Here is a 23,949-nt window from a genome sequence, read left to right as displayed (position 1 = left end):
CCTTAACGCGACGCCAATGCCGGCCTCCCCGCCAGATGCGCCACCACGCCACCCATCACCCGCCCCAGCGGCACCTCCACCCAGCGGTAAAACGCGGCACCGGCCGCCAGGCTGGCGCCCCAGGCCGTCAGCATGCCCAGCGCCTGCCACTCCGGCTCGAGCGGGACATAGCTGATAAACAGCGCATTCACCAGCAGGCTGACGGGGAAGTGCACGAGGAAGACAGCATATGAAATACGCCCCAGGGCGTTGATGACGTTCCAGGCGCCGCCGTGGGACGGCGTGCGGGCGCGGCCGAACAGGAACAGGGCACAGGCGACGATCAGGGCCAGGGCGATGCGGCTGCGGTAGTCGACAGCCAGGGCCAGCAGGACGGGCACGGCGGCCATGGCCATGAGCACAGTCATGGCACCTGGTTTGCGGGCTGGGTCGCTGGCCCACCAGGCCAGCATGCCAAGGCCATAGCTACCGAAGAAATACGGCGCCCAGTTGTCCCAGTCCGCGTCGATATTGAAATACAGCAAGGAAAAAGTGATACCCACGGTGACGGCCAGCGGCATCAGCCAGTGCCCGCGCCGATGGCCCGTCACGCGGCCACCCAGCCACAGCAGCGATACCGTCAGCAGGTAGAGCTGGAAATCGATGGCCACGTACCAGGCGCCAGCCGACAGCGATTCATAGCCCAGCACGCCGTGCAGCAGCAAGGCATGGGCGCTCAGCTGACCCAGGGTGACGGCGGCCGACATGGAGTCGTGCTGCATCCAGATGCCTGCCACGGGCGTGATGATGGCCGCGAGCAAGGTGGCAGTCAGGAATGGCGGCGCCAGCTTGGCATAGCGGCGCCAGATCGCCTGCAGCGGGGCGGCGATGCCGGGATGGCCGGCTGGCGAAAGGGATTTGGCGACCAGAAAGCCGCCGATGACGAGAAACACTTGCACGGCGATGCGCGCGCTGCCGCCCAGCCAACCCAGCAACTCGGGCCACAGCGGCTGCACGTAATCGGACATGGGTCCGTAAAACGCCAGGTGGTGCAACACGATCAACTGCGCCGCGCCTGCCTTCAAACCATTGATCCAGCCAAACTGCGGACGATGTGCCAGATCCGCCTGTGATACCACTGCTGCTGCCGTCATTCCCTATCCTTGCCGTGCCAGGTAGTGTCGCCAGCCCATCGCGCAACAGGCGCGCGGCTGAGGATTTACCGAAAGGCCGACATCATAGCCGAGCCTGGCAAATGGCGGGGCACGGCAGGCGGCTAGACTCCCCGCCCGCCCGCGTCCGGCGCCTCGGGCGCCACTGGCTGCTGCGCCAGGATGGCGTCCAGCAAGCCGGGAAAGCGGCTTTCGATATCGGCGCGGCGCAAGGTGTTCATGTGCGTCGTGCCCGCGTTTTCCGTGTAGACGAGGCCCGCTTCGCGCAAGACCTTGAAATGGTGGGAAACGGTCGACTTCGGCCGCCCACCGTCGAGGTCGCCACAAGCGGCCGCGTCGACTCTGGCCAGGTGGCGCACGATGTCGAGGCGAATGGAATCGCTCAAGGCGTATAGCACTCTTTCAAGGACGAATTCGCTGGCGGGAGGATGTTTGTGTGGGCGCATGAGCAGAATCATACAGCATGCGCTATACTAATTCCATTCTTCGAATATTTACGAACTACCGAATCAGCATTTCCATACTTTCCATACACCACCATCAACAAAGGCCACCATGTCCGCCCTCTTCCAGCCCTACACCCTCAAAAACGTCACCCTGCGCAACCGCATTGCCGTGCCGCCCATGTGCCAGTACATGGCCGTCGATGGCGTCGCCAACGACTGGCATCTGTCGCATTACGCGGGCATGGCCCGTGGCGGTGCCGGCCTGGTGATCGTCGAAGCGACGGCCGTGGCGCCGGAAGGCCGCATCACGCCCGGTTGCACGGGCATCTGGAACGATGACCTGGCGCAAGCCTTCGTGCCTGTCGTCAAAGCCATCAAGGCGGCCGGCTCCGTGCCCGGCATCCAGATCGCCCACGCGGGCCGCAAGGCCAGCGCCAACCGCCCATGGGAAGGCGACGACCACATTCCTGAAGGCGACGCGCGCGGCTGGCAAACCATCGCCCCGTCCGCCATCGCCTTTGGCGGCGGCCTGCCGAAAGTGCCGCGCGCCATGGACCTCGACGATATCGCCCGCGTGAAACAGAACTTCGTCGACGCGGCCGTGCGCGCCCGTGAAGTGGGCTTCGAATGGCTGGAGCTGCACTTTGCCCACGGCTACCTGGCGCAAAGCTTTTTCTCGGCCCACTCGAACCAGCGCGACGATATCTATGGCGGCAGCCTGGAAAACCGTAGCCGCTTCCTGCTGGAAACCTTGAAAGCCGTGCGCGCAGTGTGGCCCGAACACCTGCCGTTGACGATCCGCTTTGGCGTGCTGGAATTCGACGGCCGCGACGAGCAAACCCTGCTTGAATCCATCGGCCTCGTGCGCCAGTTCAAGGATGCCGGCATGGATATGATCAGCGTCAGCATGGGTTTTACCATTCCCGACGTATCGATTCCGTGGGGCCCGGCCTTCATGGGTCCGATTGCCGAGCGCGTGCGCCGCGAAGCGGGCGTTCCCGTCTCGTCCGCCTGGGGCTTCGGCACGCCAGCCATTGCCGAGCGCGTCGTCAAGGAAGAGCAGCTGGACGTGGTGATGGTGGGCAAGGCGCACCTGGCCAATCCGCACTGGGCATATTTTGCCGCCAAGGAACTCGGCGTGGAACGCGCCTCGTGGACCCTGCCGGCGCCGTACGCGCACTGGCTCGAGCGCTACTGATCGTCCTTGACCGTCGCCGGATGCCCCTCCAGGGGCAATTCCGGCAGGAACAACAAGAAGACCAGTCCCAATAGCAGCAACACGGCGCCGGCGCCAAACACGCTGGCGATCGCATGGCGGTAGACGTCCACCGTCTGCATCGCTGCCTGCGCGCCCAGCGCCGAGACCGCTTCCACGCCGTGCTTGTGCAGCTGATGCGCGAGGATGGCGCCGGACGCCGTCACGCCCAGCAAGCCGCCCAGCGAGCGGAAAAAAGCCAGCATGGCCGTACCCACGCCGCGGCGCGCCAGCGGCAAGGCATTTTGCACGGCAATCGTCATGTTCGGCATCACCAGTCCCAGTCCCGTGCCGAGCAGGAAGATGGCCGGCTCGATGACCCAGTAACCACGCGACGTTTCCATGCCCCAGGCCAGCACGGCAAACGCCAGCAGCGCCACGGCCAATCCCATCACCTGCACCATTTTGTACTTGCCCGAGCGCGACAGCACGCGGCCGTTGAAGATCGACGAGGCCACCAGCCCCACCATCATCGGCACCGTCATCACGCCGGACTCCGCCGGACTCGTGCCCATCACCAGCTGGAAAAACAGGGGGAAGAAGACGCTGGCGCCCATCAGACCCATGAAGGTCACGGCCATCACCAGGCTGGCGATATTGAAGGTGCGGTTCTCGAACAGGTCGGGCGGCAGCACAGGTTCATCCACCCGGCCCACGTGCACCGCCAGCCAGAGGCCCAGCAGCACGGCAACGCCGCCGCACACCTTGATGGCCAGCGCATCCCACGGCCACTCGGTGCCGCCCAGCGCCAGCACCAGCAGGGCCGCCGTGACGGCGCCCGTCAGCAATGCCGATCCCAGATAGTCGATCTGGTGTGCATGCGTGCGCACGGGTTTGCGCATGGCGCGCGCGATGATGACAAAGGCAGCCGCGCCAATGGGCAGGTTGACATAGAAAATCCAGTGCCACGACCACGCATCCGTAATCACGCCGCCCAGCACGGGGCCCAGCACGCTGGTGACGGCATACACGATGGGCACCATGCCCTGGCGCTTGCCCCGTTCGGCCGGCGGCACGATGTCGCCAATAATGATTTGCGCCAGCGGCATGAAGCCGCCCGCACCCAGGCCCTGGATGGCGCGAAAAATGATCAGCTCCGTCATGTTCTGCGCCAACCCGCACAGCACGGAACCGAGCAAAAAGGTCAGCAGGGCCGTGAAGATCATGGGACGGCGGCCGTACTGGTCGGCCAGCTTGCCGTACAGGGGCATGGTGGCCGTCGAGGCCAGCACGTACGCCGTCACCACCCACGACAGATGCGCCATGCCGCCCAGGTCGTCGACGATGCGCGGCAAGGCAGTGGCGACGATGCTCTGGTCCAGCGCACCGAGGCCCAGCACGGCCATCAGGCCCAGGTAGATGGCGCGCACTTCGCGCTCGGTGACGGGTTTCGCGGCATCTTTTTCAGCACCTGCGGCGTGATCGTGGCCGCTCATGCCTGGCCAATCTCAAGCAGGGGCTGCATGGCGGCAGCCAGCGCATCGACCTGCTGCGGCGACAAGCGGGCGATGCGCCGCGCCAGCGCATCACGACGGCGCGCGCGCAAGGTTTCGAGCATGCTCAAGCCTTGCGCGGACACCTGCAAGCCCGAGCGACGCCGGTCCTGCGGATCGGGCGCGCTGCGCTCGACCAGCCCCGCTTCTTCGAGCGACTTGACTTGCGCGCTGACGGTGGGCCCGCGCACATTCTGCAGCCGCGCCAGCGCGGCCACGCCGATGCCGGGCTGCTCGTGAATCAGCGCCAGCAGCATGTATTGCATCATCGACACACTGCCTTCCAGCTCGCCCCCTTCGCGCTGCATGGAGCGCAGCAGGCGCTTGAACGCCAGGCGCAAGTCATCGGACAGCGCCAGCGCGCGTTCGGGAATGGGGAAGTCTTCAGTATTGGGCATGGGCACATATAAGTAGGTAGTCTATCTACCCATATTATGCCGTACCCGGACACCACGCAAGGCTTTTTTCCATCCCTGCCCTTCCCAAAACCGCCGTTGGCCGTCATAATAGCCGCCCTTGGGTCGTTAGCTCAGCTGGTAGAGCAGCGGACTTTTAATCCGTTGGTCGCAGGTTCGAATCCCGCACGGCCTACCAAGAATTTGCAGTCCGCTTACTTGCCGCCATGGCAAGCCACGTACCGCACAGTGTTACCGCAGTAAGTAGTCAAGTTTTTGGGTCGTTAGCTCAGCTGGTAGAGCAGCGGACTTTTAATCCGTTGGTCGCAGGTTCGAATCCCGCACGGCCTACCAAATACCGTAGCAAAAATCAGGCTTTCCCGTTTGCGCGGGAAAGCCTTTTTTACGTCAGCATCTTCACTCACTAGCTGACACTTTTGCAGCTCCCCCTGCGAACAATGCTACGATTGGTTCCCGCTCGATGGGTGGGGCGGTAAAAACGCTAGATTGGTTTTCATGTCATGACTAGCTAGATACGCTAAGATAGTGTGATACCAAGACATATCCTACCCTCCTCACGCCTCATCCGAAATACCTTGTCGTACTGCAAAATGACTGAAATTAAGATACTAGAGACGACAGATTCTGAAAGATGCCTCAAATGGCTAAACTAGGACGGTTACAACATATCGAGCTATCGGGATTTCGCTCGATTAAGCAACTAAGCCTCGACCTCTCGCCACTCAATATATTGATCGGCGCCAATGGCGCGGGAAAATCCAACTTCATTAGTTTCTTCAAATTCATGAACAAGCTTTTGGAGAAGGAACTCCAACTACACGTCCGCACTCAATTAAATGGGGCAGACCGCACACTATATTTCGGACGCAAGGTCACGGACAAGCTCACTATTGATTTACATTTTCGGCCTAACAGCTACCGCACCACTTTGGTTCCGACCAATGATGATACGCTTGTGTTTGCAAGTGAGTTCGCCTTATTTCATGGGGATGAGGTCGGCTATGCAGGAGGCACAAAAAGTCGCCCTCTGGCTAGCGCCGGGGCACAGGAAACAGGATTGCCCCAACCGGGCTCTGCCACTCCAGCACAATATGTGGCAGCCTACCTGCAGGACTGGAAGGTCTATCATTTCCATGATACGAGTGACACAGCCAAGGTAAAAGGCACTTACAGCATCCATGCAACTGAACGCCTGATGTCGCAAGGCGAAAATCTTGCAGCTTTCCTCAATCACATCAAGGATACGGAAAACTACCAGCGCATAGTACGCACGGTTCAGCGGGTAGCGCCTTATTTCAGTGACTTCATCTTTCAACCCGAAGCAAATGACATGATTCGTTTACGCTGGAAGCACAAGGGGAGTGATGACTACTTCGATGGGACAATGCTGTCAGATGGAACCTTGCGCTTCATCTGCATGACCACCTTGCTCCAGCAACCATCATTGCCCACCATGATCTTGCTGGACGAACCGGAACTTGGCTTGCATCCCTTTGCGATGCAACTGCTGGCAGGAATGATGCGTTCAGCTAGCGAAAACACCCAGATTATTGCCTCTACACAGTCAGTCACTCTTGCCAACCAATTTAGCTGGGAGGATATGGTGATCGTTGACCAGGACAGCAATGGTTCACAATTCCGGCGACTTCAACAAACGGAGGTATCGTCGTGGCTTGAGCAATACAGGCTAGGAGATGTCTGGGAAATGAATGTTCTTGGAGGAACTCCTGAATGAGGCGTTTAGGAATTAGCACTGAAGGCGCAACAGAGCGCGAATTCGTCAATAGAATAGTGCGCCCTCACCTGACACACTTCGGCTTTCACACGGTAGCCATCGACTTGCGCGGCAACATCAGTCTCGACAAGATAAGAACCAATCTACCCGCACTATTCGGCGCATTCGATATTGTCAGCACGTTTTTTGACTTCTACGGTTTCAAAGGCCGTGGAAATCGCACGATTGTTGAACTGGAGAATGACATTCTGGAATTGGTAAACATCGCTCAGCAACAGCGCTTTATTCCTTACGTCCAGCAATACGAATTTGAAGCCTTGTTGTTTGCTGCTCCAACACAGGCAGTGGAATGGCTTGACGGCAGCGCCCTAAGTTTAGCGGCCATGCAGGAAGCAGTACGTAAATCCGGATCACCTGAAAAGGTCAACGACAGCGTCGAAACAAGCCCGTCGCATCGACTGCAAGCATTGTTTTCACATTATGACAAAAAGCTGCATGGACCAGAAATTATCGAACTAGTAGGGCTAGCTGAGATTCGCGCGCAATGTCCGCGGTTCAATGTCTGGCTGAGGCGTCTTGAATCATTTGGGACACCACCACCATTGTAACTACCGGTACGCCCTCGATCCAATCGAGACCTGACCCTCGACACTGTTGCCAGCCAAATGGCGGATCGCGGATCGCACGCGGATCGGGGGCAAGTCCCGCGCCAGTACACAATTTCAGCCTTGGCCGTCTCTATCTGCAGCAAGTTGCTGCTTTATCAAACACCGATATTGCTCGATTCACTGCCATGCCCTTCCCCATACCTGCCCGGCGTCACCCCCATCACCCGCTTGAACATGGCAATGAAGGCGCTGACGTTGTCGTAGCCCAGTTCCAGCGCAATCGTCGTGACCGGCTGGCCGGCGGCCAATAATTCCAGGGCGCGCAGGATGCGGGCGCGCTGGCGCCAGGCGGAGGGGGTAAAGCCGGTCTCGATCGTGAAACGGCGCGCCAGGGTGCGCGGCGAGACGCCGGCCCAGGCGGCCAGCGCTTCCACGCCCCGCTCGTCGGCCAGGTCATCGAGGATGGCGCGCGCCACGCGCAGCAGGCGCGGGTCCGTGGGCAGGGGCAAGCCGAAGGGCTCGTGCGGCGCGGCGGCGATTTCGTCGAGGATCACGGCCGCCACCCGAGCCTGCCGTGTATCGAGCGCGCCATCTTCCCAGGCGCTGGCGCGGCCCACCGCTTCGCGCAGCAGGCCCGAGACGCGCATCACGCACGGCGCGGCGGGCAAGTCGGCGCAACTGGCCTCGTCCATATACACGCTCCAGCCCGTAAACGGGCCATGCGAACGCAACGCATGGACGTGATGGGGCGGCATCCACACGCAGTGGCTGGCCGGCACCACCCATTGCCCGCTGTCGGCGGCAACGGAGAGCAAGCCCCGCATGGCGCCGAACAGCTGGCCGCTGGCGTGGCGGTGCGCCGCCGTCACCCGCTGCTGCGGCTGGGTAATGCGCATGGCGCGCAGCGGCAGCGATGGCGACAAGATTGGCGGATTTGACGTATCAAATGACATAAACAACGCAGGCAAGACAATCCAGCCATCATACAGTGGAGTCTCTTACTATTTCAGGAGTTCACCATGCGCGCAGAAGACGTATTGCCGGATCAACAAAACCAGGGCCAGTTCAATGGCGTGACCGTACGCAAGGGCACGGTGGGCGCCTTCCTCGCCAATGCCAAGGTATGGCTGGACGAGTCCAGCGGCATCGACGAAAAGGCCGTCGCCGAGCGCGACATTGTCGACGCCTTGCCCGCTCTGCACGCGCTGGGACTGTTCGATATTGTGCAAGTGCGCGATGCGGCGCTGCGCGAACTGGTGGCTGCCCCCACAGCGCGAGCGGACTGACTCGTCCCCGGCGCGCATTTCCTCTATCATGCTGCTTTGCCCGCCTTCGCACCCGCCATGCCGTTTACCATTGCCACCCCCGTCCACAGCGAACTGATCATCAAGAAAAGCCGTTTCATCGGTTGCGTGCAACCGATGACGGACCGCGCCAGCGCGCAGCAGGTGGTCAATGACTTGAAGGCGCAGCATCCGGGCGCCTGCCATGTGTGCTGGGCCTTGCTGGCGGGTGGGCAATCGGCGGCCGTCGATGATGGCGAACCGAGCGGCACGGCCGGGCGGCCCATGCTCGACGTGCTGCGCCACCAGGACCTGGAAGGCGTGCTGGCGACCGTCGTGCGTTACTTTGGCGGGATCAAGCTGGGCGCGGGCGGCCTGGTGCGCGCCTACACGGACAGCGTGGCGCAAGCGCTGTTGCAGGCGGAAAAGACGGCCATCGTGCGCCAGCGTACCCTGCGCTGCACAGTGCCATATGCAATGGAAGGCATGCTGCGCCGCGAACTCGATGGCGCCGGCGCCACCTTGCTGAGCGTGGAACACGGCGAGCACGTGCTGTTCGACTTCAGCCTGGCGGAAGCGGCGGCCACCGCCCTGCTCGCCCATCTGCATGAAGCGGGCAATGGGCGGATAGCCTGGCTGAAAGTGGAAGCCGAAGAGGAAGAATAAAACTTACAAATTGGGTGGGCGCTTGATCTGCAGCAAGATGAAATGCGTCCACGCCAGCGCCGGCAGCACCAGCAACAGCAGCATCAGTCCGGCCGGCATGTCCGGCACGAAACGCACGAAACAGCCAAGAAAGCCGGCGATGGCCAGCCAGAAGCGCCAGTTGAACGCGTATGCCTTGCGCGCCACGGTGGCCAGCGCGATGCGCCAGAACTCCAGCAAGGCCCACACGCCGCCCGTCAGCAGCAGCGCGGCCAGCGCATTGGCGCCGGGGGCGGCGGCCCAGGTGCGCACCAGGTTGTACAACAGCACCGGATAGCCGGCCGTGATGGCCAGGGTGGCCGGGCCGGCGGCGATGACAGCTTCAAACAGCTGCCCTTTGGAACGATGATCCACTGATACTCCTCAAGCCACGACGCCGGAATGGGCGGCGACCACTTGCAGCGCGCCCGCCGCATCCTGCGCCCAGACGCGCGTAAAACGGAAGTCGCCATGCGTTTCAACATCGTGATAGGTGCCCGTCAGCTGCATGCGCACAGAGACGACGGCCACGTTGCCGCTGATGCGCACATGGCGCTCGGACGCGCGCAGATCCGTGATGGCCAGCAGGCGCTGCTCGTGCGCGGCCAGGTCCGCATGCTTGCTCAGCAAGTGGCCCAGGTGATTGGTAAACAACAAGTCGTCGGCCAGCAAGACATTCAACGCGGCCACGTCGGAGGCCATCATGGCCAGGCGCAAGCGCTCTTCCGCATCGAGCACTTGTACTTCAGTTAATGCATTCATCTTCTTCCTATCAAATAGTCTGGCGCATATTAGCAAACGGGAAAAGCATGCTTGCACGAAATAGCTAATTTCACAATCAGCCACAAGGCTTATACCTGTGAAGCATATTTATATAGCGTAATATTCGCAGCGGTATTGCGCAAAACGCCACCATAGTACTGTACAGTGCTTGCCCTTCCGCCCCGGGCTGGGGCAGCTGTCAGTTGTAGTACAGTTTATGTGCTCCGTGCAGTCTCGAATAAAACCAAGATAAGGCCCCTTCATGGCAATTAACATCATCCTGAACCTGCTCGTTGCGTTGCTCGTCTTCGCCTTCATGTTCCACCAGCAACGCAAACACGCGACGTTTACCGTGCGCGTCTTCACGGGCCTGGGCCTGGGCGTGCTGCTCGGCGCGGCCGTGCAGTGGCTGTACGGCGCCGGCTCGCCCATCATTGCGGGCACCAATGAATACATCGACATCGTCGGCAGCGGCTACGTCAAACTGCTGCAGATGATCATCATGCCGCTGATCATGGTGTCCATCATCTCCGCCATCCTGAAACTCAAGGACGCGAGTTCGCTGGGCAAGATCAGCGCGCTGACCATCGGCACCCTGCTCATCACCACGACCGTCGCCGCCGCGCTGGGCATCCTGATGGCCAAGCTGTTCGGCCTGACCGCTGTCGGCCTGACGTCGAGCGCCGCCGAAGTGGCGCGCGGCGTGCAACTGCAGGGATCGCTGGAAACGGCGAAAGCCCTGTCCCTGCCGAAACTGCTGGTCAGCTTCGTGCCGACCAACCCCTTCCTCGACATGACGGGCGCGCGCAAGACGTCGACCATCGCCGTGGTGGTGTTCTCCATCTTCATCGGCATCTCGGCCACGGGCATCGCCGCGAAAAAGCCGGAAATCTTCGCCTCGTTCGAGAACTTCATGAAAGTGGCGCACGCCATCGTCATGCGCATGGTCACCCTGGTGCTGCGCCTGACGCCGTACGGCGTGTTCGCACTGATGTTTGAAGTGGTCGCTTCGTCGAGCTACACGGACATTTTAAAATTGATCAACTTCGTCGTCGCCTCGTACAGCGCGCTGATATTGATGTTCCTCGTGCACCTGGCCATCATCGCCGGCGTGGGTCTCAATCCGCTGCGCTTCGTGAAAAAAGTCTTCCCCGTGCTGGCCTTCGCGTTCACCTCGCGCACCAGCGCCGGCTCGATCCCGATGAGCGTGCAAACGCAAACCCAGCGCCTGGGCACGCCGGAAGGCATCGCCAACTTCGCCGCCTCGTTCGGTTCGACCATCGGCCAGAACGGCTGCGCCGGCATCTATCCAGCCATGCTGGCCGTCATGATCGCCCCGACAGTCGGCGTCGATCCCTTCACGGTCAGCTTCCTGCTGCCGCTGCTGGCCATCATCACCATCGGTTCCGTCGGCGTGGCCGGCGTGGGCGGCGGCGCCACGTTTGCCGCCCTGATCGTGCTGTCGGCAATGGACTTGCCCGTCGCACTGGCCGGCTTGCTGATCTCCGTCGAACCGCTGATCGACATGGGCCGCACGGCCCTGAACGTGAGCGGCTCGATCACGGCTGGCACCGTCACCAGCCGGGTCATGGGGCAGACCGACCTGGCCGTCTACAACAGCGACGATGCGCCCGACCTGGACGAGGCGGAACACACAGCCTAAGAACGTATCCAGCGGCGCGCCGCGCCTTGCCGCTTTCCTCTATATTGATTCACAATAAATGCAGAGGAAGGCGCAAGGCGATGGAACAGAAATGGCCGCAGCAAATCTGGATCGTGCGTCACGGCCAAAGTGCCGGCAACGTGGCGCGCGATGCCGCCGAAGCGGAAAAGCAATTGTTGATCGCCATCGCCGAGCGCGATGTCGATGTCCCCCTCTCCGAGCTGGGCACGCGCCAGGCGCAAGCCCTGGGCGACTGGTTCGCTACACTTCCCCCTGAACAACAACCGACCGTCGTGCTGTATTCGCCGTACGTGCGGGCGCAGCAGACGGCGCAAGCCGTGCTGGCGCGCATCGATGCGGACAGCTTGAGCTCCGTGGTGGCCGACGAGCGCCTGCGCGAAAAGGAATTCGGCATCCTCGACCGGCTGACCGTGCACGGCATCGCCAGCAAATACCCGGAATTGCACGAGCAGCGCCAGCACGTGGGCAAGTTTTATTTCCGCCCGCCAGGCGGCGAAAGCTGGTGCGACGTCATCCTGCGCCTGCGCAGCGTGCTCGACACCATCACCCGCGAATACCGCGGCGAAAGGGTGCTGATCGTGGGCCACCAGGTCATCGTCAATTGCTTCCGCTACCTGCTGGAACGCTGCGACGAGCAAGCCATCCTGGCCATCGACAAGGCGGCCGACGTGCCCAACTGCGGCGTCACCTCGTATGCTTTCAACCCCGCCCTGGGCAAGCGCGGCAAGTTGCAGCTGGACCTGTGCAACTTCGTCGCGCCTTTGGTCGAATCGGGCACACCCGTCACGGCCCAGCCCGACATGCCGGCCGCGCCCAAATCCTAGTTCTTCGGAGGCATGCATGGACACCACCGACATCACCGCCACCCTGCTGCGTTCCTGGCCCCTGCCCATGCCCCAGCCCGGCGGCGACAAGGAAGTACGCGGCCATTTGCTGATCGTCGCCGGCTCGGCGGAAATGCCGGGCGCCATCTTGCTGGCCGCCACGGCCGCGCTGCGCGCGGGCGCGGGGAAGCTGACCCTGGCGACGGGCGCGTCAGTGGCGGCGCAAGTGGCCGTCGCCATGCCCGAGGCGCGGGTCATCGGCCTGGACGAAACGGCGCTGGGCGGCTTCCGCCATGAAGCGCAACATCAGCTGGCGCCGCTGGCCGGCAAGGTGGACGCCGTGCTCGTCGGGCCAGGCATGTGCGACACGGCCGCCAGCTGCGAACTGATGCGCCATTTGCTGCCCCTGTTTGCCGGCAGTCGTTTGATCCTGGACGCCTGCGCCATGCAGGTCGTGCGCAAGCCCCCGCACTTCCGCTTCGAGCAGCCCGTGCTGCTGACGCCGCATGCGGGTGAACTGGCCCAGCTGATGGGCCTGTCAAAAGACGCCGTGCTGGCCGACCCGCATGCCTGCGCCACGGACGCGGCGCGGCGCTGGAACGCCATCGTCGCCCTGAAAGGCGCGCTGACCGTCCTCGCCATGCCCGATGGCACCAGCTGGACACATGCGGGCGGTAATATCGGCCTGGCCATTTCCGGTTCCGGCGACACCCTGGCCGGCATCATCACGGGCCTGGCCGCACGCGGCGCGCCGCTGGAGCAGGCGTGCGCCTGGGGCATCGCCCTGCATGCGCTGGCGGGCGAACAACTGGCCCTGCGCTTCGGCATCCTCGGCTATCTGGCGCGTGAAATCCCGGCCGAGATTCCCGCCCTGCTGCGCAATCTGGCGGCATAAAAACAACAGCATAAGCATATCCAGAAAGAATCGTTAGCGCCGGCGGGCGCCTCCCTTAAGCTCATTGCAACTGTTTCCACACGAACACTAATCGAGCCCAAAGGACACCGCCTTGTATCCGCGCCATTCAACCACCACGCCTTCCCTTCCCGCCACGCCGCTGCGCGCCATCGTGCTGGCCTGCGCCATGCTGGGCACGGCGCCCGCCTGGGCACAGGACGCGCAGACCACCACCGGCGGCGCCTCTGAAACGGCCAGCGCCAGCATCGACCAGGTCACCGTCGTCGGTTCGCGCGCGCGCAACCGCACCGTCTTCGACAGCAGCGTGCCCATCGACCGTTTCGGCGCGCGCGAAGTGAGCAATGCGCTGTCGACGGGCGACGCGGGCGCGGCCCTGCAAAACCTGTCGCCGTCGATCAACTTCCCCCGCATCGAGTCGAGCGGCGCGTCGGACTCCGTGCGCGGCATCCAGTTGCGGGGACTGGCGCCCGACCAGGTGCTGGTGCTGATCAACGGCAAGCGCCGCCACTCGAGCGCCGTGCTCGACACGGAAAGCAGCTTCGCCGGCACCGTGCCGGTCGACATCAACGCCATCCCGCCGAACGCCATCGACCACATCGAAATCCTGCGCGACGGCGCCGGCGCCCAGTACGGCAGCGATGCCGTGGCGGGCGTGATCAACATCGTGCTGAAAAAGGCGCGCACGGGCGGCGCCGCTTCCATCAGCTATGGCGCCAACCACACGCATTTCGAGCCGACCGATCAAACCCTGACGGATGGCCAGACCGTCATTGTCAACGCCGACTATGGCGTGCCGCTGGGCGAAGCGGGCTTCTTCCGCTTCGGCGCGGAAACGCGGCGCCGCTCGCCCACGGAACGGGCCGGCCCCAGCGACGCGGGCTGGACGTCCTACAACTTCACGCCAGCCGACCAGGCGCTCGACGGCAAGGTCGTGTTCAAGTCCGGCGACTCGCGCCAGCGCAACAACTATTTGTTCTACAACACCCAGCTCACCCTGGCCAACGGCCTCGACCTGTACTCGTTTGCCACCTTGAACGAACGCAAGTCGGACGGCAGCGCCTACTTCCGCTATCCGGGCGACCCGTCGAATGTACTGGCCCTGTATCCGAACGGCTACCGGCCCGTCACCAATGGCGACAAACGCGACCTCAGCATCGTCGCCGGCGTACGCGGCAGCGCGGGCGAGTGGAACTGGGACGCCAGCGCGCGCCACGGCAGCGACCGCTTTGACTACGGAGTGAGCCACTCCGTCAACGCCTCGCTGGGCGCGGCCAGCCCCACGCGTTTCGGGCTGGCCGGTTTCGACTTCCGCCAGAACGCCTTGAACCTCGATGCCACGCGCAGCATCGACATCGGCTTGCCCGCCCCCTTGAGCGTGGCGGTGGGCGCCGAATGGATGCGCGAAACCTACACCAGCTCGGCCGGCGACCCTGCCTCGTACGCGGCCGGCAGCTTCACGGATGCGCCACCGGGCGCGCAGGCGGGACCGGGCCTGCGTCCATCGGACGCCTATGACGGCAGCCGGCAAATCCGCTCCGTGTATGCGGACGTGGAAAGCGACCTCACGCCGCGCCTGCTGGTGGGCGCCGCCGCACGCTATTCCGACTACAGCGACTTCGGCAGCGCCAGCACGGGCAAGCTGTCCACGCGCTATAAAGTAACGAATAATTTCCTCGTGCGCGGCTCGCTGTCGAACAGCTTCCGCGCACCGGCCCTCGTGCAGACGGGCTTCCGCTTCGCCACACTGAACTTCAACGCCGATGGCACGGCCCTGCAAACGGCGGCATTGCTGCCGGCCAGCGACCCACTGGCGCGCAGCTTCGGCGCGCAACAGCTGAAACCTGAAAAATCGACCAACGTCTCGCTGGGCCTGGCCTGGAAACCGGCCGCCGCCACCAGCGTGACGGTGGATGCCTACGTGATCCGCATCCGCGACCGCATCACGCGCTCGAGCGACTTGCAAAGCGACGCCGTCACGGCCTACCTGGCCGCGAATGGCCGCAGCGACATCCAGTCCGTCGCCTACCTGGCCAACCTGCTCGACACGCGCACAAAGGGCCTGGACGTGGTGCTGAACCACGACCTGTCGTTCACGTCAGGCAAGCTGAACCTGAACGCGGCGCTGAACCTGAACAAGACCAGCCTCGACAAGGTACGCCAGAGTGCCGCCGCGCTGTCCAATATCGATCCAAGTCTGACCCTGCTGACGGAGACGAGTTTGTTCCGCATCAAACATGCGTCCCCCAACAGCAAATTGATACTCGGCGCCGACTGGCAGGCGGCCGGCTGGGGCGTGCAGGCGCGCGCCACGCGCTTTGGCGAGCTGAAAGATTTTTCGTACGACAGCGACGCGCCCCTGATCGACGGCATCCCCGCACAGCGCTTCGGCGCCGTCTGGTCGCTGGACCTGGAAGGCCAATTGAAACTGAGCAAGCAGCTGACCTTGAGTGTGGGCGGCAACAACATCCTCGACCGCTATCCGCAGCGCGTGCGTGAAACGAATAACGCCACGTATGGCGGCGCCCTGCCCTACAATTTCATCAACCCCATCGGCGTGAACGGCGCGTATTTCTACGCCAAGCTCAGCTACACCTTCTAAAGACACGGAAAGCGCACATGATCATCAATAAAATATCCCACCTCGTCGCCGGCGCCTGCCTGAGCGCCCTCATGCTGTCCGCCGCGCAAGCCGCATCTCCGCTGGTGCTGATGACGGACTTCGGCACGGCCGATGGCGCCGTGTCGGCCATGCATGGCGTGGCCTATGGCGTCGATCCCCAGCTGACCATCTCGGACCTGACGCACCAGATTCCCGACTACGACATCTGGCTGGGCGCCTACCGTTTATACCAGACGGCCAATTACTGGCCGCAAGGCACGGTGTTTGTGTCCGTTATCGACCCGGGCGTGGGGACCAATCGCAAGTCGGTGGTGCTGAAAACCAAGGGAGGGCGCTACTTCGTGGGACCGGACAATGGCCTGTTCACCCTGATCGCCGAACGCGACGGCGTAGCCGAACTGCGCGAAATCGATGAAAAGGTCAACCGCCTGGCCGGCTCCGCCGAGTCGTACACCTTCCATGGCCGCGACGTGTACGCGTATGTCGGTGCGCGCCTGGCGTCGGGCGCCATCACGTATGAACAGGTGGGCCCGCAATTGCCGAGCGAATCAGTGGTCAAGATTGCGTATCAAAAGCCTGTGCGCGACGGCAATACCATCCGCGGCATCGTGCCCGTACTCGACGTCAAGTATGGCAATGTGTGGACGAATATCCCGAAATCCCTGCTCGACGAATTGCAAGTAAAACTGCACGATCCGCTGCAAGTACGCATCTTGCACAAGGGTAAGCAAGTGGCCAAGGTGACGGCGCCATTCGAGCACACGTTTGGCGGCGTCGCCAAAGGCAAGCCGCTGGTCTACCTGAACAGCCTGCTCGACATGGCCGTCGCCATCAGCCAGGGTGACTTTGCTGCCAAGCATCACATCGAATCGGGCGTGGATTGGGAAGTGGAAGTGAGCAAGGCCCCTGCCGCCAAATAAACCACCCGAAAACGGCCAGGGCATCCTGCCCTGGCCGTTTTCGTATCCCATTCGGGTTTGCGCTACATCAAACGCAGCGCTCTCCCCGCCGCCACCAGCACCAAGCACGGGCAACTCCGGTGAACCTGTGCCATCCCACCTACTCTAATTCTTGCAAGCGATGCCAGCCTTGTTCCAGATACGCAATCTGGCGAGGCATGCGTTTCCACGACAGTCTTTCACTGAAAAGGAATCATCATGACGGCTACACTCCTGACCACCAGCAAGCTCGTCCTCGGCAGCGCCATCGTCTGTGCGCTGCTGGGCGGTTGCAACAAACGCAACGACACCAACACCACCGCTACGCCCGCCGCCACCGCGCCGGCGACACCGCCCGCCACCAGCGGCACATCCGGCACCACGGGCACGACCAATCCGGACACCACCACGCCGGCCACACCAGGCACCACGCCGGGCATGACACCGGGCACCACCACCAATCCCGATGGCACGACCACGCCCAATAACGGCACAGGAACTGGCACCGGCACAGGAACGACCCCCGGCACGGGAACTGGGACTGGTACGGGAACTGGCACGGGGACCGGAACCGGGACCGGAACCGCGCCGCCACCGCGCAACAGCTAGCGCGTCCTGGCCGGCCAGTCAGGCAAAAAAAAGAGCCTTCCGAGGAAGGCTCTTGAAATACCACGGCACAGCGCAAGCTGCACCTTGGCCCGGTATTACTTTTGCAGGCTGACCGCTGTCGCCTTCGGCGTGCGGCGTCCCATCAGGAACAGCACGGCCTTTTTCAGCATGCGGTAGACGAAGCGCACCAGCAGCAAGGTCAGCACGCATTCGAGCAAGGTCAATATCATGGCCACGGCGACCGGCATGCGCGCGGCGCGGCGGTGGAACTTGGCCACGGCGCCATCGCGGGCGATCTCGATGCTGTCGTAAAAGGTCGGCACGACCAGCAAGGTCAGAATCGTCGACGTGATGGTGCCGCCGATGATGGCGATCGCCAATGGACGATAGAACTCGCCGCCCTCGCCCAGGCCCAGCGCCACGGGGAACATGCCGGCGATCAGCGCAAACGTCGTCATCAGGATGGGGCGCAGACGCATGCGGCCCGCATACATCAGCGCGTCTTCGCGGCCATGGCCCTCTTCCTCGCGCTTGCGCGCCGCGTCCAGCAGCAAGATGGCGTTCTTGGCGACCAGGCCCATCAGCATGATGATGCCGATAAAGCTCATCAGGTTAAGGGTGTTGTTCGTGATCACCAGCGCCACTACCACGCCGATCAGACTGAGCGGCAAGGACATCATCACGGCCACCGGCGCCGTGAAGGAACCGAACTGCATCACCAGGATCAAATACATCAGGCCGATACCCATCACCAGCGCGATCAGCATTTCCGTGAACAGCTCTTGCTGGTCCTGGCCGGCGCCGCCCAGCGCCAGGCCGTAGCCAGGCGGGAAGTCGATGGAGTTGGCCAGCTTCATGGCGTCGCTCGTCACTTCGCCATTCGAGCGGCCTTGCGCATTGGCCGATACGGTAATCGTGCGCTTGCCATTCTTGTGCTCGATGCCGGACGGCCCCTTGCCCATGGTGATGGTGGCGATCTGGTCGAGCGGCACCATTTGCGACGTGCCCGTCACACTGATCGGCAGGCGCTCGATGTTTTCCGACGCCACGCGGTCATCGGGATGCAGGCGCACGGCCACGTCGCGCGTCTCGCCCGTCGGATCGACCCAGTCGCCCACTTCCACGCCAGCAAACGCCACGCGCAACGATTGCGCCGCGTCATTGACGGAAATGCCCATCGAGTTGGCCAGGCCACGGTTCAGTTCAATCTGCAGCTCGTTTTTCGGATCCTGCTCGGACAAGCCCACATCGACGGCGCCAGGAATGGCGCGCAGCTTGTCCATGTAGGCATTCGTAATTTCCATGAGCTTACGCGAATCCGGGCCCGTGAATTCCACCTGGATCGGCTTTTGCGAACCATTGCTCAAGTCATCCTGCACCACGTATTCGGCGCCCACCAGGCGCGACATCTTCTCGCGCAGCTCGACCGCGATTTCCTTGGCCGAACGCTTGCGGGTGTTGCGCTTGCCGATGTCGACATACACGCGTCCGCCGCCCGCATTGATGGAGCTGTTGGTATCCTTGGTTTCAGGCAAAGTGCGCGCCAGTACAGCCGCCGCTTCCAGTTTCAGACGCGAATACTCGATGCTGCTTGACGATGGCGTGCGCACATTAATCATCAAGTTGCCCGAATCGGATGCCGGCAAGAAACTCGTGCCGCCATGCGTGGAGTGCAGGACGATGGCGCCCACCAGGCTGCCGAAGGCGATGACGGCCATCCAGCGGCGGTGATGCAGGGCCCAGGCGATCACGCGGCCATAGCGGTCGGCTTGATGGTCGAACCAGTGGTTGAATTTTTCCAGCACGCGGCCAATACCCTTTTTCGGCGCCGAGTGTTCCTCGACCGGGTCGCCCCAGTAGGCCGACAGCATCGGGTCGAGCGTAAACGAGATGCCCAGGCTGACGAGCACCGAGCACGTCACCGTCAAGGCAAACGGACGGAACCATTCGCCGGAGATACCAGGCATGAAGGCCACGGGAATGAAGACGGCGATGATGGAAAACGTCGTGGCGGCCACGGCCATGCCGATCTCGGCCGTGCCTTCCAGCGCGGCCGTGCGGCGATCCTTGCCCATCTGCATGTGGCGCACGATGTTTTCGCGCACCACGATGGCGTCATCGATCAGCACGCCAATGGCCAGCGACAGGCCCAGCAGAGTCATGAAGTTCAGGGTGAAGCCGCACAGCCACACGGCAATGAAGGCGGCAATCACGGAAGTCGGCAGGCTCAGCGCCGTGATCAGGGTCGAACGCCACGAGTTCAGGAAGGCGTAGACGACGAAAATCGTCAGCACGGCGCCCAGCACCAGCGATTCGATCACGTTGTTCAAGCTATGCTGGGCGTTTTCGCCGCCGTCGCGCGTCACTTGCAGGATCGTGCCTTTCGGCAAGGTCTTGTTGATTTCCGCCACCATGTCGCGAATCTTGTTGGCCACGCTGACGGTGGACGCGTCGCGCACGCGGGTGATGGAAATGCCCACGTTCGGCTTGCCGCTGCGCATGCTCAGGCTGTTGACTTCGGCAAAGCCATCTTCGATGGTGGCCACTTGCGCCAGGCGCACGATTTCCTCGCCGCGCCGCTTGATCACTACTTTCTCGAAGTCGCTTGGCGATTCGATGCGGCCCACCAGACGGATGCTTTTCTCGTCCAGGATGCCGCGCACCTTGCCCACGGGCGCATTCGTGTTCTGGTTACGCAAGGCGGTGACGACATCGCTGACGGACACATTGTATTCACGCAATTTCTCCGCCCGCAGCAGCACGGACAGTTCGCGCTTGAGCGAACCGCCCACGTTGACCAGCGCCACGCCATCGACGGTGCGGAAGCGGTCCGACAGCACGTCTTCGGCCAGGCGCGAAATTTCCGCATGGCTTTGCGTATTCGACGACAGCGCCAGTTGCATGATCGGTTCGGCAGCCGGGTCAATGCGTTGCAAGATAGGCTCGCGCATTTCCGTCGGCAACTTGTAGCGCACGGCGGCAATCGCATTGCGGATATTGTCGGACGCTTCGATCAGGTTGGTATTGAAGGAAAACTTCAGGAAGATGCTGGCCGAACCTTCATTCGAATCGCTATTGACTTCGGTCACGCCGGAAATGCTTTGCAAGGACTTTTCCAGGCGGTTCACCACTTCGCGCTCGACCGTGTCGGGCGACGCGCCAGGGTAAGGGATGCTGACGACGATGAAGGGCACTTCGACGTCCGGATTCTGGTTGACGCGCAGTTTCTTGAGCGCCAGCAAGCCGACGCACATCATGGCCAGGATCAGGACGATGGTGGCGGTGGGCCGCTTGATACTGAAATCGGAAAGGAACATGGCTTAGTTTCCTTTACCGGCAACGGCGGTGCTGCTGCTGGCCACGGCGGCCGCTGGCACGGCTTTGGCGGCCGTCAATTCCACTTTCTGTCCATCCTTGAAGGTCGAGCCCGGCGTGCGCAGCACGGTGTCGCCGCTGGCCAGACCGCTTTGCACTTCCCACTGGCCCGTGCGTACATCGCGCGCACCGATGCGCAAGTTGACTTTATGCAAAGCCTTGTCCTTGACTTTCCACGTGTACGTGACGTCGCCCGCCTTCACCAGGGCCGAGTCGGGTATCATCAGCGCGCTGACGGTTTCCGTCTCGATGCGCCCTTCCGCATACAGGCCCGCCACTCTCGGCTGTTCCTTGTCATTGAAATCGACCAGCACGGCCACCTGGCGCGTGACGGTATTGGCGGCAGGATCGACTCGGCGCACCTTGCCCGCGAAATCCTGGCCTGGATAACCATTGATGCGGAACAGCACGGGCTGGCCCACCTTGACGACGCCGATCTTGTCGGCCGACACCAGGCCTTCGAGGCGCATGCTGGTCGGATCGATGACCTTGATCAATTCCTTGCCGATTTGCGCCGTATCGCCATTCGATACCTTGCGCTCGCTCACGATGCCGTCGAACGGCGCGCGCACAAGGGTGCGCTGCAGCTGCTGACGGGCTTGCACGGCGCGGCTTTTCGCGGCGGACAGATCGCTTTGCGCATTATTGCGGCGAATTTCCGCGTCTTCCAGCGCCTGCGTCGACGTCATGCCCGAGGCGCGCAGGGTTTTCATGCGCTGGAACATGCGTTCGGACTGCTCCAGCACCTGGCTGGCGGCGCGGCTGGCTTCCTCGGCCGAGTTGAGGCTGTCGCGGATCGACGTTTCATCCAGGCGCACCAGCACGTCGCCCCGTTTGACGACTTCACCGTTTTCCTTCAGGACCTGGAGCACCACGGCCGACACTTCAGCGCGCAAGTCCGCGTTGCGCTCAGGCTGCACGGAACCGGTGATGACGGGGCCCGACGCCAGCGCATTGCTCTGGATGGTCAGCAAGTCTTCCGGGGATACCAGCAAATTGACGGCAACGCTCGCCTGTTCCTTGGCATTCTTGCCGCCCTTGCCGGGGTCTTTGGACTCTTTGCCGCAGGCGGCCAGGGCAGAAGCGATTGCCAGAACAAACAGGGTTTTGCGCAACATGGGTAATTCTCCGGATAGATAGCACCACTACCGTCCGCGCGGCCCGGATAGGGCTGCAAGCGATAGCAAGCATAATATTTTTATTAAAACCACAAGCGCCAAAGTATCCATGAGCGTGTCCGGGCATGTCAATCGGCGGCTTCCTGTAATGCTTTAATGAATGGATGAAACGTAGTTTTTACGCCCTGAAACGCAAAACCCCGCCTTCAGGCGGGGTTTTGCGTTTCAGGGAAAGCGAACTTAGCGGGCAAAAACGGTATTGATCAGGAAACCGATCGCCACGCCCGTGCACAGGCCGCCGGCGATTTCCACCAGAGTATGCCCCATGCGCTCGCGCAACCAGGTGTGCGCCGGGCTGGCCGCTTCCTTGGCCAGGCGGTTGATGGCCGCCGCCTGCTTGCCCACGTGCTGGCGCAGGCTGTTGGCGTCGATGATGACGATGAAGGCCAAGGTCACTGCCACGCCGAAGGCGGGATGGGCTATGCCTTCGCGCAAGGCGATCAGGGTGGCCATGCTGGAAACAACGGCGCTATGGTTGCTGGGAAAGCCGCCATTGCCGACCAGACCGAACGCCCATTGCCGCGTGCGGACACTGTTGATCAGGAATTTGATCGGTCCGACCAGGATCCAGGTGATCAGGGGCGTGACGAGGTAAGCGATATCCACGGGGTATTCCTTCTTATATATGTCTGTCAAGTGTGCGAGGGGCTGCGGCAGCCCGACGGGCGCGCCGCAATTATCGCAGATCATCCGCGCCAGCAGAACTGTCCATCGTCAGCCTATAAAACGCCGCCCCCGGCGGCAACTAATATAAAATCATGGCATATACAACAATTGACGTATATCAACACTGAGTGCGGCGCGCACAGCGGCGCGGATAATCAAACGTCTTTCATACTTGCAACGGGGTCCTCATGCGGCATTTCAGAATTTCCTTTTTAGTCACTTTTATCCTGATGGCGGTCTCGGGCTGGTGGGGTTACAGCCATGGCGGCATGGCCGGCATGATCCAGGCGCTGTGGATCACGGGCGTACTGGGCATCATGGAAGTGTCGCTGTCGTTCGACAATGCCGTGGTGAATGCCTCGGTCTTGCGCCACTGGAATGAATTCTGGCAAAAACTGTTCCTGACGGTCGGTATCCTCGTGGCCGTCTTCGGCATGCGGCTGCTGTTCCCGCTGGTCATCGTTTCCGTCGCCACGGGCCTGGGCCTGGTCGATGTGTGGACCATGGCCACCACGACGCCGGATGTGTATGCCAAGCACCTGACGGACAACCATGCGCAAGTGGCGGCCTTCGGCGGCGCCTTTTTGCTGCTGGTGTTCCTGAACTTCCTGTTTGACGACGAGAAGGAATTGCACTGGCTGGGCTGGGCCGAGGAAAAAGTCAACGCGCTGGGCACCGAAAGCCTGGCCGTGCTGATCACCATGGGCGCCGTGGCCGCCTGCGTGGCGATGGGCCCTGCGGATGAAAAATACAGCGTGCTCGCTTCGGGCATCGTCGGCATCGCCGTCTACATCGGCGTGAACTGGATCAGCGGCTTGCTGGAAGAAGGCGAACCGGACTTGCAGGATGAGGCGGAAGAAGGCGCCGCGCCAGCCAGAAACGGCAATGGCGACCTCGTGAAAACGGTGGCGCGTGGCAGTATCGGCGGCTTCCTGTACCTGGAAGTACTGGACGCCTCGTTCAGCTTTGACGGCGTGATCGGCGCGTTCGCCATCACCAACGACGTCGTCATCATCATGCTGGGCCTGGCCATCGGCGCCATGTTCGTGCGCTCGATGACGGTGTTCCTGGTGCACAAGGGCACCCTCGACGAATTCGTCTACCTGGAACACGGCGCCCACTATGCGATCGGCATCCTTGCCTTGATCATGCTGGCATCCGTCAAGTACCATATTCCGGAGTGGTTCACGGGCCTGTCGGGCGTGGCCTTCATCCTGGTCTCGCTGTGGTCGTCCCTGCGTTATCGCAAACGGCACGCGGCACAAGCTTGAAATCGGGGGTTCCGCCCCCAATTGAAAGAGTAATG

General features: G+C 62.2%; 22 protein-coding genes and 2 tRNA genes. 14 read left to right on the top strand and 10 right to left on the bottom strand.

Features of this window, described 5'->3' with window-relative positions; translation table 11 throughout:
• Nucleotides 1-2: 2 nt before the first annotated feature.
• Together KO539_RS17525 and KO539_RS17520 are read right to left on the bottom strand one after the other, a co-directional pair.
• Entirely contained in the window at nucleotides 3-1,133 is a 1,131-nt protein-coding gene (locus KO539_RS17525; RefSeq protein WP_219310747.1) for an acyltransferase, read from the bottom strand.
• 122 nt (nucleotides 1,134-1,255) lie between these two features.
• Nucleotides 1,256-1,597 carry a helix-turn-helix transcriptional regulator gene (locus KO539_RS17520; protein ID WP_099404101.1) on the bottom strand — a complete coding sequence of 114 codons (342 nt, stop codon included), beginning with the start codon at nucleotides 1,595-1,597 and terminating at the stop codon, nucleotides 1,256-1,258.
• 109 nt (nucleotides 1,598-1,706) lie between these two features.
• On the opposite strand from KO539_RS17520, the gene KO539_RS17515 reads away from it, so the two are divergent.
• On the top strand, nucleotides 1,707-2,795 hold the full coding sequence (locus tag KO539_RS17515) for an NADH:flavin oxidoreductase/NADH oxidase (protein WP_219310746.1): 1,089 nt from the start codon (nucleotides 1,707-1,709) through the stop codon (nucleotides 2,793-2,795).
• Here the strand turns inward: KO539_RS17515 and KO539_RS17510 are convergent.
• Complete coding sequence (locus KO539_RS17510; protein ID WP_257626344.1) at nucleotides 2,789-4,288, bottom strand: MDR family MFS transporter; 1,500 nt, start codon at nucleotides 4,286-4,288, stop codon at nucleotides 2,789-2,791. The genes KO539_RS17515 and KO539_RS17510 overlap by 7 nt on opposite strands.
• The gene (locus KO539_RS17505) at nucleotides 4,285-4,743 is read right to left on the bottom strand and encodes a MarR family winged helix-turn-helix transcriptional regulator (RefSeq protein ID WP_219310745.1); all 459 of its coding nucleotides are present in this window, start codon (nucleotides 4,741-4,743) and stop codon (nucleotides 4,285-4,287) included. Before KO539_RS17505 ends, KO539_RS17510 begins: the two co-directional genes overlap by 4 nt.
• 120 nt (nucleotides 4,744-4,863) lie before the next feature.
• Here KO539_RS17505 and KO539_RS17500 point away from each other — a divergent pair.
• From KO539_RS17500 to KO539_RS17485, 4 genes are all read left to right on the top strand, one after another.
• Nucleotides 4,864-4,939, top strand: a tRNA-Lys gene (locus KO539_RS17500).
• A gap of 79 nt (nucleotides 4,940-5,018) precedes the next feature.
• Nucleotides 5,019-5,094 (top strand) — tRNA-Lys (locus KO539_RS17495).
• Between the two features lie 307 nt (nucleotides 5,095-5,401).
• On the top strand, nucleotides 5,402-6,496 hold the full coding sequence (locus KO539_RS17490) for an AAA family ATPase (protein ID WP_219310744.1): 1,095 nt from the start codon (nucleotides 5,402-5,404) through the stop codon (nucleotides 6,494-6,496).
• Nucleotides 6,493-7,104, top strand: coding sequence for a DUF4276 family protein (locus tag KO539_RS17485; protein ID WP_219310743.1), 612 nt, complete (start codon nucleotides 6,493-6,495; stop codon nucleotides 7,102-7,104). Before KO539_RS17490 ends, KO539_RS17485 begins: the two co-directional genes overlap by 4 nt.
• 155 nt (nucleotides 7,105-7,259) lie before the next feature.
• Here the strand turns inward: KO539_RS17485 and KO539_RS17480 are convergent, their stop codons facing one another.
• Nucleotides 7,260-8,030 (bottom strand): helix-turn-helix domain-containing protein, encoded by a 771-nt coding sequence (locus KO539_RS17480; protein ID WP_374106453.1) that lies wholly within the window; start codon nucleotides 8,028-8,030, stop codon nucleotides 7,260-7,262.
• Between the two features lie 93 nt (nucleotides 8,031-8,123).
• Between KO539_RS17480 and KO539_RS17475 the strand changes: the two genes are divergently transcribed.
• Both KO539_RS17475 and KO539_RS17470 read left to right on the top strand, forming a co-directional pair.
• Nucleotides 8,124-8,390, top strand: a complete 267-nt coding sequence (locus tag KO539_RS17475) for a hypothetical protein (RefSeq protein WP_219310741.1) — start codon at nucleotides 8,124-8,126, stop codon at nucleotides 8,388-8,390.
• A 57-nt stretch (nucleotides 8,391-8,447) separates the two neighbouring features.
• Nucleotides 8,448-9,053: a YigZ family protein gene (locus KO539_RS17470; RefSeq protein ID WP_219310740.1), complete on the top strand. Its 606-nt coding sequence runs from the start codon at nucleotides 8,448-8,450 to the stop codon at nucleotides 9,051-9,053.
• 3 nt (nucleotides 9,054-9,056) lie between these two features.
• Here the strand turns inward: KO539_RS17470 and KO539_RS17465 are convergent, their stop codons facing one another.
• Nucleotides 9,057-9,446 (bottom strand): hypothetical protein, encoded by a 390-nt coding sequence (locus tag KO539_RS17465; protein ID WP_219310739.1) that lies wholly within the window; start codon nucleotides 9,444-9,446, stop codon nucleotides 9,057-9,059.
• A gap of 9 nt (nucleotides 9,447-9,455) precedes the next feature.
• The gene (locus KO539_RS17460; protein WP_219310738.1) at nucleotides 9,456-9,833 is read right to left on the bottom strand and encodes a nuclear transport factor 2 family protein; all 378 of its coding nucleotides are present in this window, start codon (nucleotides 9,831-9,833) and stop codon (nucleotides 9,456-9,458) included.
• Nucleotides 9,834-10,095: 262 nt separating this feature from the next.
• On the opposite strand from KO539_RS17460, the gene KO539_RS17455 reads away from it, so the two are divergent.
• The 6 genes from KO539_RS17455 (at nucleotide 10,096) to KO539_RS17430 (ending at nucleotide 17,424) form a co-directional block, all read left to right on the top strand.
• Nucleotides 10,096-11,496 (top strand): L-cystine transporter, encoded by a 1,401-nt coding sequence (locus KO539_RS17455; RefSeq protein ID WP_219310737.1) that lies wholly within the window; start codon nucleotides 10,096-10,098, stop codon nucleotides 11,494-11,496.
• Between the two features lie 80 nt (nucleotides 11,497-11,576).
• On the top strand, nucleotides 11,577-12,341 hold the full coding sequence (locus KO539_RS17450; protein ID WP_219310736.1) for a histidine phosphatase family protein: 765 nt from the start codon (nucleotides 11,577-11,579) through the stop codon (nucleotides 12,339-12,341).
• A 16-nt stretch (nucleotides 12,342-12,357) separates the two neighbouring features.
• Complete coding sequence (locus KO539_RS17445) at nucleotides 12,358-13,236, top strand: NAD(P)H-hydrate dehydratase (protein WP_219310735.1); 879 nt, start codon at nucleotides 12,358-12,360, stop codon at nucleotides 13,234-13,236.
• Nucleotides 13,237-13,348: 112 nt separating this feature from the next.
• Nucleotides 13,349-15,856, top strand: a complete 2,508-nt coding sequence (locus KO539_RS17440; RefSeq protein ID WP_257626343.1) for a TonB-dependent siderophore receptor — start codon at nucleotides 13,349-13,351, stop codon at nucleotides 15,854-15,856.
• A 17-nt stretch (nucleotides 15,857-15,873) separates the two neighbouring features.
• Entirely contained in the window at nucleotides 15,874-16,797 is a 924-nt protein-coding gene (locus KO539_RS17435; protein WP_219310734.1) for an S-adenosyl-l-methionine hydroxide adenosyltransferase family protein, read from the top strand.
• 237 nt (nucleotides 16,798-17,034) lie between these two features.
• Complete coding sequence (locus tag KO539_RS17430; protein WP_219310733.1) at nucleotides 17,035-17,424, top strand: hypothetical protein; 390 nt, start codon at nucleotides 17,035-17,037, stop codon at nucleotides 17,422-17,424.
• A 95-nt stretch (nucleotides 17,425-17,519) separates the two neighbouring features.
• On the opposite strand, the gene KO539_RS17425 is transcribed toward KO539_RS17430, so the two are convergent.
• From KO539_RS17425 to KO539_RS17415, 3 genes are all read right to left on the bottom strand, one after another.
• Nucleotides 17,520-20,741 carry an efflux RND transporter permease subunit gene (locus KO539_RS17425; protein ID WP_219310732.1) on the bottom strand — a complete coding sequence of 1,074 codons (3,222 nt, stop codon included), beginning with the start codon at nucleotides 20,739-20,741 and terminating at the stop codon, nucleotides 17,520-17,522.
• Between the two features lie 3 nt (nucleotides 20,742-20,744).
• The gene (locus KO539_RS17420; protein ID WP_219310731.1) at nucleotides 20,745-21,917 is read right to left on the bottom strand and encodes an efflux RND transporter periplasmic adaptor subunit; all 1,173 of its coding nucleotides are present in this window, start codon (nucleotides 21,915-21,917) and stop codon (nucleotides 20,745-20,747) included.
• Nucleotides 21,918-22,157: 240 nt separating this feature from the next.
• Entirely contained in the window at nucleotides 22,158-22,583 is a 426-nt protein-coding gene (locus KO539_RS17415) for a divergent PAP2 family protein (RefSeq protein WP_034785408.1), read from the bottom strand.
• A 248-nt stretch (nucleotides 22,584-22,831) separates the two neighbouring features.
• On the opposite strand from KO539_RS17415, the gene KO539_RS17410 reads away from it, so the two are divergent.
• Nucleotides 22,832-23,914, top strand: coding sequence for a DUF475 domain-containing protein (locus KO539_RS17410; protein WP_219310730.1), 1,083 nt, complete (start codon nucleotides 22,832-22,834; stop codon nucleotides 23,912-23,914).
• Nucleotides 23,915-23,949 lie beyond the last annotated feature (35 nt).

Origin of the sequence: Janthinobacterium sp. NKUCC06_STL, assembly GCF_019345455.1 — a bacterium.
Lineage (GTDB): Bacteria > Pseudomonadota > Gammaproteobacteria > Burkholderiales > Burkholderiaceae_D > Janthinobacterium > Janthinobacterium rivuli.
The sequence above is the reverse complement of the archived record's forward strand: the minus strand, read 5'-3'. Positions and strand labels throughout refer to the sequence as shown.